At 66.7% G+C, this 10671-nt stretch carries 7 protein-coding genes; 6 read left to right on the top strand and 1 reads right to left on the bottom strand.

Features of this window, described 5'->3' with window-relative positions; translation table 11 throughout:
• Positions 1-718: glutathione synthase (gene gshB, locus N878_RS03240; RefSeq protein WP_036987284.1), on the bottom strand; the 718-nt coding region annotated here is incomplete at its 3' end.
• 242 nt (positions 719-960) lie between these two features.
• On the opposite strand from gshB, the gene pilG reads away from it, so the two are divergent.
• The 6 genes from pilG to N878_RS03210 all read left to right on the top strand — a co-directional run.
• Positions 961-1368, top strand: a complete 408-nt coding sequence (gene pilG, locus N878_RS03235; RefSeq protein ID WP_031302687.1) for a twitching motility response regulator PilG — start codon at positions 961-963, stop codon at positions 1366-1368.
• A gap of 47 nt (positions 1369-1415) precedes the next feature.
• Positions 1416-1781 carry a twitching motility response regulator PilH gene (gene pilH, locus N878_RS03230; RefSeq protein WP_013713612.1) on the top strand — a complete coding sequence of 122 codons (366 nt, stop codon included), beginning with the start codon at positions 1416-1418 and terminating at the stop codon, positions 1779-1781.
• A 45-nt stretch (positions 1782-1826) separates the two neighbouring features.
• Positions 1827-2363 (top strand): chemotaxis protein CheW, encoded by a 537-nt coding sequence (locus tag N878_RS03225; RefSeq protein WP_021442252.1) that lies wholly within the window; start codon positions 1827-1829, stop codon positions 2361-2363.
• A gap of 84 nt (positions 2364-2447) precedes the next feature.
• Positions 2448-4484: a methyl-accepting chemotaxis protein gene (locus N878_RS03220; RefSeq protein ID WP_031302686.1), complete on the top strand. Its 2037-nt coding sequence runs from the start codon at positions 2448-2450 to the stop codon at positions 4482-4484.
• 60 nt (positions 4485-4544) lie between these two features.
• A complete protein-coding gene (locus N878_RS03215; protein ID WP_031302685.1) occupies positions 4545-5405 on the top strand; it encodes a protein-glutamate O-methyltransferase in 861 nt (286 codons plus the stop codon).
• Positions 5406-5430: 25 nt separating this feature from the next.
• A partial coding sequence (locus N878_RS03210) for an Hpt domain-containing protein (RefSeq protein WP_021442249.1) occupies positions 5431-10671 on the top strand: 5241 nt, incomplete at its 3' end.

Genomic DNA, 10671 nt, shown 5'->3' with positions numbered 1-10671 from the left:
CGGCGGCCAGGTTGCCGCGGGTCTCGCCGGCGGCCGGGATGCGCGCCAGGCAGTAGGGCACCGCTTCGCCATCGATCATCAGGATGCGCTTGTCGCCGTCCTTGATCGCCGACAGGTAGCCTTGCGCCATGATCTGCTGCTGGCCATGCCGGGTCAGCGCCTCGAGGATCACCGAGAGGTTGGGGTCGCCTTCGCGGTGGCGGAATATCTGCGAACCGCCCATGCCGTCCAGGGGTTTGAGAATGATGTCACGGTGCTCATCGGCAAACTGGCGCAGAATGTCAGGACGCCGACTGACCAGGGTCGGCGGCGTGTATTGGGAGAACTGGGTGGCGAACAGCTTTTCATTGCAGTCGCGCAGGCTCTGCGGCCGATTGACCACCAGTACGCCGTCGCGTTCCGCCTGCTCCAGCAGGTGGGTGGAATAGAGGAATTCGTTATCGAAGGGCGGGTCCTTGCGCATCAGGATCACGTCCAGCTCGGCGAGGGCGGCATCCTGTTCGGCGCCCAGGGCGAACCAGCGCTGGGCGTCGTTGAACACTTCCAGGGGGCGCAGGCGGGCACGGGCCTGGCCGCGGGCCTGGTAGAGATCCTGCTGTTCCATATAGAACAGCGACCAGCCGCGCGCCTGAGCGGCCAGCAGCATGGCCAGCGAGCTGTCCTTCTTGAAGGAAATGCTGGCAATCGGATCCATGACGATCCCGAGACGAAGGCTCATGGGGGTAACTCTCCGCGAGAAATGGGGCGGCGGCCGGGTTGGCCGCGCCGAGCACAGGCTGTCAGGGTGGCGTCGGCCGGGGCCCTGGTCAAGGGCAGGAGCCGCTCCGGCGGGCTTATAGCTTGCATGGGGAGAGTGTGCTAAAAAGGCCCGACGATTGGGTCAAGCCCCATCGGTGACAGGGCCTCAGGCACACTGATAACGCGAATATAACGACTCACCGAGGCGATGGTAGGGCGAAAATGGAACAGCATTCCGAGGGTTTGAAAGTAATGGTGATCGACGATTCGAAAACGATTCGTCGCACCGCGGAAACTCTGCTGAAAAAGGTGGGTTGCGAGGTCATCACCGCGGTCGATGGCTTCGATGCCCTGGCCAAGATTGCCGACACCCATCCCAGCATCATCTTTGTCGACATCATGATGCCGCGTCTCGATGGGTATCAGACCTGTGCCCTGATCAAGAACAACAGTGCTTTCAAATCCACCCCGGTGATCATGCTGTCCTCCAAGGACGGCCTGTTCGACAAGGCCAAGGGGCGCATCGTCGGCTCCGATCAGTACCTGACCAAGCCCTTCAGCAAGGAAGAGCTGCTCGGGGCGATCAAGGCCCACGTGCCGGACTTCATCCCGGTGGAACAAGCCTCCTGACGCCGCGGCCTGCAGGGCCGTACGCCTCTTCTGTATTGGGAAACACCATGGCTCGAATTCTGATTGTTGATGACTCCCCGACCGAGATGTACAAGCTGACCGCCATGCTGGAAAAGCACGGCCATCAGGTGCTCAAGGCGGAAAACGGCGCCGACGGCGTCGCCCTGGCGCGCCAGGAGAAGCCCGATGCCGTGCTGATGGACATCGTCATGCCGGGCCTCAACGGCTTCCAGGCCACCCGTCAGCTGACCAAGGACGCCGAGACCAGCCATATTCCGGTGATCATCGTCACCACCAAGGACCAGGAGACCGACAAGGTCTGGGGCAAGCGCCAGGGCGCCAAGGACTACCTGACCAAGCCGGTCGACGAAGACACCTTGCTGAAAACCCTCAATGCGGTGCTGGCCGGCTGATGCCGTGTCGTCCGCGTATTAAATAAGAAGAAGGCCAAGGCTGGCATGTCGGACGTGCAGACCCCTTTCCAGATTCTCCTCGACATCGACCAGCGTTGCCGCGCCCTGGCGGCCGGCCTGCCGTCGCAGCAGGCGGCCGTGCAGACCTGGAGCGGCATCGGCTTTCGCATGGGCGAACGGCTGTTCGTCGCGCCGATGGGGGAAGTCGGCGAGGTGTTGCACGAGCCGCGTCACACCCTGCTGCCGGGTGTGAAGAGCTGGGTCAAGGGCGTCGCCAACGTGCGCGGTCGCCTGCTGCCGGTGATGGACCTGTGCGGCTTCTTCGGCAACGAACTGTCCCCGCTGCGCAAGCTGCGGCGGGTGCTGGTGGTCGATCACCAGGAAATCTTCGCCGGCCTCACGGTCGACGAGGTGTTCGGCATGCAACATTTTCCCGTGGATGCCTTCTCCGAGCAGTTGCCGCCCCTCGAGGCGAGCATCGCGCCCTTTATCCACGGTGTCTTTCAACGGGAACAGCCCTGGTTGGTGTTCAGCCCTCACGCGCTGGCCACCGATCCGGGCTTTCTCGATGTCGCTTATTAGAAAAAAATCGGTTGGGTCGGTTCTGCCGACCCTTTGGCGTTACATGGGAACCGTAGTGCGGTCGGTCCAGGCGGGGGCCAGATAATGAAAAAACTCAATGCAGGCAATTTGTTGGTCGGGGCACGCAGCAGCACGCTGATCGCGGCGCTGTTCGTCGTGCTGATCGTCTCCATCGTGCTGTTGTTCGCGAACTTCGCCTACATCAACACCCAGTCCAACTACGATACCGAGTACATCAGCCACTCCGGTGAGCTGCGCGTACTGTCCCAGCGCATCGCCAAGAACGCCACGGAAGCGGCGGCGGGTACCGCCGAGGCCTTCGGCCTGCTGCGCGACGCGCGCAACGACTTCCAGCAGCGCTGGGGTTATCTGACCGACGGCGACGCCAGCACCGGCCTGCCGCCGGCACCGGAAGCGGTGCAGGCGCAGATGGCCGCGGTGCAGCAGGACTGGGACAGCCTGCGGCAGAACACCGACGCCATTCTCGCCAGTGAGCAGACCGTACTGTCGCTGCACCAGGTAGCCGCCACCCTGGCGGAAACCATTCCGCAGCTGCAGGTCGAGTACGAGGAAGTGGTCGACATTCTGCTGGAAAGCGGTGCGCCGGCGGCCCAGGTCTCGGTGGCCCAGCGCCAGTCGCTGCTGGCCGAACGTATCCTCGGCTCGGTGAACAAGGTGCTGGCCGGTGACGAAGACTCGGTGCAGGCCGCCGACATGTTCGGTCGCGACGCCAGCCTGTTCGGCCGGGTACTGGCCGCCATGCTCGAAGGCAACGCGGCGATGGAAATCAGCCAGGTGACCGACGAGGAAGCCCTCGAGCGTCTGGCCGAGATTTCCGAGCTGTTCGAATTCGTTTCCGGTTCGGTGGACGAGATTCTCGAGACCTCGCCGGAACTGTTCCAGGTGCGTGAGTCGGCGAACGCCATCTTCAGCGTTTCGCAGACTCTGCTGGACAAGGCGTCCGAGCTGGCCGGCGGCTTCGAAGACCTGGCCTCGGGCCGTGCCATCAACACCCTGTTCGGCTATGTGCTGGGCGCCCTGGCGCTGGGTTCGATCATCCTCATCGGCCTGGTGATGGTGCGCGAGACCAACCGCCGATTGGCCGAGACCGCGGAGAAGAACGAACGTAACCAGGCGGCGATTCTGCGTCTGCTCGACGAAATCGCCGACCTCGCCGACGGTGACCTGACCGTGGCCGCGACGGTAACCGAGGACTTCACCGGTGCCATCGCCGACTCCATCAACTACTCCATCGACCAGCTGCGCGACCTGGTGGCCACCATCAACCTGACCGCCGTTCAGGTCGCCGGTGCGGCCCAGGAAACCCAGGCCACGGCGATGCACCTGGCCGAGGCGTCCGAGCACCAGGCCCAGGAAATCGCCGGCGCTTCCGCGGCGATCAACGAAATGGCCGTGTCGATCGACCAGGTATCGGCGAACGCCTCGGAATCCTCCGCGGTAGCGGAACGTTCCGTAGCCATCGCCAACAAGGGCAACGAGGTCGTACACAACACCATCACCGGCATGGATAACATCCGTGAGCAGATCCAGGACACCTCGAAGCGGATCAAGCGCCTCGGTGAATCGTCCCAGGAGATCGGTGACATCGTCAGCCTGATCAACGACATTGCCGACCAGACCAACATCCTCGCCCTGAACGCCGCGATCCAGGCGTCCATGGCCGGTGATGCGGGCCGCGGCTTCGCCGTGGTAGCGGACGAGGTACAACGCCTCGCGGAACGTTCCTCGGCGGCGACCAAGCAGATCGAGGCGCTGGTCAAGACCATTCAGACCGACACCAACGAGGCCGTTATCTCCATGGAGCAGACGACCTCCGAAGTGGTGCGCGGTGCCCGCCTGGCGCAGGACGCCGGGGTGGCCCTGGAAGAGATCGAGAAGGTATCCAAGACCCTCGCGGCGCTGATCCAGAACATCTCCAACGCCGCTCGTCAGCAGGCCTCTTCGGCCGGCCATATTTCCAACACCATGAACGTGATCCAGGAAATCACCTCGCAGACGTCTTCGGGTACCACCGCCACCGCCAAGAGCATCGGTAACCTGGCCAAGATGGCCAGTGAGATGCGCAAGTCGGTGTCCGGCTTCACCCTCCCGGACGCCTGATAAAGGAGGGCGGCGGCTGCTTGCAGTCGCCGCACGACAGCCATGACTCAGGGCGAAGGTATGCAGTCAAGCGGCGTGTGGGCCTTGCGCCCGGTGGCCGATATGTCGCAAGCCGACTTCCACGACTGGCAGGCGCTGCTCGAAGCGCGCACCGGCGTGGTGATCAGCGAGCAGCGGCGCGCCTTCCTGCAAACCAACCTGAGTGCGCGCATGCGCGAACTGGGCGTCACGGACTACGCCAGCTATTACCGCCAGGTCACCGATGGCCCGCGTGGCGCGGTGGAGTGGTCGACCCTGCTGGATCGTCTGACCGTGCAGGAAACCCGCTTCTTCCGCCACCCGCCGTCCTTCGAGGTGCTGGCGCAGTACCTGCAGGAGCGACTGGCCGCCGGCCTGACGCGGCCCTGGGAGCTGTGGAGCGTGGGTTGTTCCAGCGGCGAGGAGCCTTATTCGCTGGCGATCCTGGCGGCCGAAGCGCTGCAGGGCAGCGAGTCGCCCGAGCATTTTGCCGTGACCGGCACGGATATCAGCCAGGGCGCGCTGAGCAAGGCCCGCGAGGGCAGCTACTCGGCGCGGCGTCTGGAACAGGTGAACGGCGACCTGCGCGAGCGTTATTTCCTCGCCCAGGCCGACGGACGTTTCAAGGTGGTGCCGAGTCTGGCGGCGCGCGTGTGCTGCGCCAAGCTCAATGTGCTGGAACTGGCCAAGGCGCCGATGTCCGGCATGGACGTGATTTTCTGTCAGAACTTGCTGATCTATTTCCGCCGCTGGCGTCGCCGCGACATCCTCAACCGCCTGGCCGAGAGCCTGGCGCCCGGGGGGCTGCTGGTGGTGGGCGTGGGCGAAGTAGCCGGTTGGCAGCATCCGGCGCTGGTGCCGGTGGCCGACGAGCGAGTCCTGGCGTTTACCCGCAAGGGATAAGGCCAAGTTTATGAGTGGAGTGGCTATGGGTGATCGGCATGACTATGTCGCCCTGGAGTGGGTCAAAGGCGAGATCGCGGAAACCCTGAAGCAGGCGCGGCAGGCCCTGGAGGCGTTCGTCGAGAACCCGCAGGACCCCACGCGCATGCGTTTCTGCCTGACCTATGTGCACCAGGTCCACGGCACCTTGCAGATGGTCGAGTTCTACGGCGCCGCGCTGCTCGCCGAGGAAATGGAGCAGCTGGCCAAGGCGCTGATGGAAGGCCGCGTGGCCAACCAGGGCGAAGCCCTGGAAGTGCTGATGCAGGCCATCCTGCAGCTGCCGGTGTACCTCGACCGCATCCAGACCGCCCGCCGCGACCTGCCGATGGTGGTGTTGCCGCTGCTCAACGACCTGCGCGCCGCGCGCGGCGAGAAGCTGCTGTCGGAAACCAGCCTGTTCGCCCCGGACATGTCGGTGCGTCAGCCAGCGCTGCCATCCGACAGCCTGGCGCGGCTGCGCACCGCCGAGCTGCCGGTGCTGCTGCGCAAGCTGCGGCAGATGCTGCAGATGGCCCTGGTCGGGGTGATCCGCGGCCAGGACCTGGCCACCAACCTCGGCTACATGGCGCGCGTGTTCGCCCGCCTGGAAACCCTGTGCAAGGACGCCCCGCTGGGCGGCCTGTGGCAGATCGCCTCCGGCATGGTCGAGGGCCTGGCCAACGGCAGCGTGGTCAACGGCACCTCGGTGCGCACCCTGCTGCGCCAGGTCGACAAGGAACTCAAGCGCCTGGTCGAGCAGGGCGCCGACGGCATCAACCAGGCCGCGCCGGACGAGCTGACCAAGAACCTGCTGTTCTACGTGGCCAAGGCGCCGGCGCAGTCGCCGCGCATCCGCGCGCTCAAGGAACAGTACCGCCTCGACGAAGCCCTGCCCGACAACGAGGTGGTGGACGAGGAACGCGCCCGCCTGGCCGGCCCCGACCGCGACGCCATGCGCTCGGTGGTCGCCGCCCTGTGCGAGGAGCTGGTGCGGGTCAAGGACAGCCTCGATCTGTTCGTGCGCAGCGACCGCAGCCAGGCCGGCGAGCTGGACGGCCTGCTGGCGCCGCTCAAGCAGATCGCCGATACCCTGGCGGTGCTCGGCTTCGGCCAGCCGCGCAAGGTCATCCTCGATCAGATCGACGTGATCCACGGCCTCTCCCTCGGCCAGCGCGAGCCCAGCGACGCGGTGCTGATGGACGTCGCCGGTGCGCTGCTGTACGTCGAGGCGACCCTGGCCGGCATGGTCGGCCCGAGCGACGACGGGCAGAGCGAACAGAGCCACCTGCCCACCACCGACGTGGCGCAGATCCATCAGCTTGTCATTAAAGAGGCGCGCAACGGCCTGGAGCAGGCCAAGGACGCGATCATCGAGTTCATCGCCTCGCAGTGGAACCACGAGCACCTGGCGCGCGTGCCCGAGCTGCTCACCCAGGTCCGTGGCGGCCTGGCGATGATCCCGCTGCAGCGCGCCGCCGACCTGCTCAACGCCTGCAACCGCTATATCCAGGAACAGCTGCTGGCGCGCAAGGCCGTGCCCAACTGGCAGAGCCTGGACACCCTGGCCGACGCCATCACCAGCGTCGAGTACTACCTCGAGCGCCTGTCCGAGGACCACGGCAGCCAGGGCGATCTGATTCTCGACGTGGCCGAGGAGAGCCTGGAAGCGCTGGGCTATCCGCTCAAGGAAAAGCCGTCGATCCTCGATCGTGTCGAGCCGCAGGAGGAGTCGCTGGCGCCGCTGGCCGACCCGCTGCAGGAAATCGAACTGCTCGGCGCCGAGGACAGCCAGCTGGAGCAACCCCTGGCCGATAGCGAGCCGGTCGCCGCCGCGCAGGAGTCGTCCTTCGCGCCGGAGTTCGACCTGGCCGAGCAGGCCGACGCCGACCAGCAGCCCTTCGAGGCCGCGGCCGAGCCGCAACTGGAGGAGCTGCAGCCGCTCAACGATTTCGCCTTCGAACTGGACGACGGCCCGCAGGGCCTCGCCGCCGAGCCCGAGCCCGAGCCCGAGCCCGAGCTGGAACTGGAACTGGAAGAGCTGAGCCTGGAGCAGCTGTCCGCCCCGCAGCAGTGGGACGAGCTGGAACTGGCCGAACTGGAACTGCCCGAGGTCGAGCTGCCCAGCGCCCCCGCGCCGGCGCCGCTGATCGAGGTGGAGGACCTTGCCAAGCCGCTGTCGATGGCCGACGTGATGGCCGCGCCGGTGCAGGCGATCAACCCGCCGGCCGCCGAGGTGCCGCCGAGCCTACTGCCGCCGCCGGCCGACGAGGAGCCGGTGGACGAAGAGCTGCTGGAAGTCTTTATCGAAGAAGTCGGCGAGGTGCTGGAAACCATCGCCGAATACCTGCCGCAGTGGCAGGCCGATACCGAGAACAAGGACGCCCTGATCGAAGTGCGGCGTGCCTTCCACACCCTCAAGGGCAGCGGGCGCATGGTCCGCGCGCTGATCATCGGCGAGCTGGGCTGGTCCATCGAGAACCTGCTCAACCGTGTGCTGGATCGCAGCATTGCGCCGAGCGAGCCGGTGCAGCAGGTGGTGCTCGACGTGGTGGCGCTGATGCCGGCGCTGGTCGAGGAGTTCGCCGCCAAGGCGCAGCGCCAGCGCGACGACGTCGACCGGCTGGCCGCCATCGCGCATGCCCTGGCCAAGGGCCACAGCCTCCCAAAATCTGACGCCCCGGCCGCCGAGCAGGTAGCCGAGCCCGCGGGCGCTGTCGAGGCTACCGCCGCCGTGGAGGAGAGCGAGCCCCTCGATGGCGAGCCCCTCGACCCGCAGTTGCTGGAAATCTTCCGCAACGAGGCAGAAACCCATCTGGACACCCTGGTCGGCTTTCTCGCCGACTGCGCGCAGGAGCTGCCGCAGCCGGTGACCGACGACCTGCAGCGCGCCCTGCACACCCTCAAGGGCAGCGCCTATATGGCCGGCATCCTGCCGGTGGCGGAGATCGCCGCGCCGCTGGAGAAGCTGGTCAAGGAATTCAAGACCAACCTGATCCGCGTCGACATGGCCGAGGCCGAGCTGCTCAGCCGCGCCGAGAAGCTGTTCCGCGCCGCCCTGGAGCAGCTGGAAAGCCAGCCGCTGGCGCCGATTGCCGGTGCCGAGGACTTCCTCGCCCGGGTCCACAAGCTGCATCAGGAGCGCCTCGACGCCGCCGAAGGCGAGCGCCTCGGGCAGAGTGGCGAGAGTCGCGACCCGCAGCTGATCGGCATCTTCCTCGCCGAGGGCATGGACATCCTGCTGGATGCCGAGGACCTGCTGCGCAAGTGGCGCGAGCACCCCTCCGAGCGCCAGGAGCTGTCCGCCCTGCTGGAAGAGCTGACCACTCTCGGCCGCGGCGCCGAGATGGCCGAGCTGCCGCAGATCGATGAGCTGTGCGAGGCCCTGCTGGACCTCTACGGCGCGGTCGAAGATGGCAGCCTGGCGGTCAGCGAACGCTTCTTCGACGAGGCGGAAAAGGCCCACGAAGCGCTGATCGGCATGATGGATCAGGTTGCCGCGGCGCTGCAGGTCAGCGCCCAGCCCGAGCGTGTGCAGGCGCTGCGCGACCTGCTCGGCGAAGCCATCGACCCGGCCACCCTGGCCCTGCTCGCCCCCGGCGCCGAGGGTTTCGAAGTCATCGAGCTGGACCAGGCCACGGCCGAACTGCTGCAGGCTGAGGAACAGCCGGAGCCGCAGGCGTCGGGCGCGGAGTTCGCCGCGTTCGAGCTGCCCGAGGACAGCATTGCCGAGCCCGAGCCCGAGCCCGAGCCCGAAGCCGAAGCCGAAGCCGAAGCCGAAGCCAGCTTCAGCCCGGCCGATGCCGACCTCGACGAGGAGATGGTGGAAATCTTCCTCGAAGAGGCGGTGGATATCCTCGAAAGCGCCGGCCAAGCCCTGGAGCGCTGGCTGGGCGAGCCGGACAACACCCTGCCGCTGTCGTCCCTGCAGCGCGACCTGCACACCCTCAAGGGCGGCGCGCGGATGGCCGCGATCCGCCCGATCGGCGACCTCGGCCACGAGCTGGAATCGCTTTACGAAGGCCTGGTCGACCGCCGCTACAACTACGGCGCGGCCCTGGGCGGCCTGCTGCAGCAGAGCCACGACCGCCTGGCGCTGATGCTCGATCAGCTGCAGGCGCGCCAGCCGCTGGCGGCCGGCGAAGACCTGATCCAGGCCATCCGCCAGTTCCGCCAGGGCGGCGCGCAGAGCCTGTCGGCCGCGGCGACCCTGGTCGATCCGGCCCTGGACGAGGAGGCGGCTCAGGCCGCCGAACCGCTCGAACTGGATCTGGATGCCGGCGAGCTGCCGCCGCTGGCCCTGGTCGAAGACGAAGACCTGCTGGTGCTTGACGATCCCACCGAAGCGCCGCTCGATCAGGCGCCGCCGGCAGTCGACGAGCCCACGCTGGAGCTGCCGGTGGCGGCCGACCCCGAGCCGCAGGCGGCGGCGCCCACCAGCTGGCATGAGGAGCGCGACCCGGAGCTGGTGGAAATCTTCCTCGAGGAAGGCTTCGACATCATCGACAGCGCCGGCGCCGCCCTGCAGCGCTGGATGGCCGACGTCGACAACAGCCTGGAGCTGGAAGCCCTGCAGCGCGACCTGCACACCCTCAAGGGCGGTGCGCGCATGGCCGAGATCCGCGAGATCGGCGACCTGGCCCACGAACTGGAATTTCTCTACGAAGGCTTGGGCGGCGGTCGTCTGCGTGCCAGCCCCGAGCTGTTCGGCCTGCTGCAGGCCTGTCACGACCGCCTGGCCGAGATGCTCGAGGCGGTGCGCGGCCAGCGTGCGGTGCCGCCGGGCGACGCCCTGATCGAGACCATCAAGCGCTTTCGCGCCAACCCCGACGAGCAGCTGAGCATGCCGTCTGCGGTCCAGCTCAAGGCCTTCGTCGAGAGCGACGACGGCGAGGAGGCCGACAGCGACATCCTCGACATCTTCCTCGAAGAGGGCGACGACCTGCTCGAGGCGATGGAGGCGGCCATCGGCCGCTGGGAAGAACAGCGCGACGACGGCGCCGCCATCGACGAGATGCTGCGCATCCTGCACACCCTCAAGGGCGGTGCGCGGCTGGCCGGGCAGAAGCGCCTGGGCGACATGAGCCACGATCTCGAGCAGCACCTGAGCGAGGCGCTGCAGCAGGGCGCACCCTGGCCCGAGAGCCTGCTGCTCGACCTGCAGTCCGGTTTCGAGGGGCTGCAGAAGGAACTCGATCTGTTGCGCCAGCGCCTTAGCGCCAGCCTGGCCGAGCCGCCGCTGGTCGCC

Source organism: Pseudomonas sp. EGD-AK9 (assembly GCF_000465935.2).
Classification (GTDB): Bacteria; Pseudomonadota; Gammaproteobacteria; order Pseudomonadales; family Pseudomonadaceae; genus Aquipseudomonas.
The sequence above is the reverse complement of the archived record's forward strand: the minus strand, read 5'-3'. Positions and strand labels throughout refer to the sequence as shown.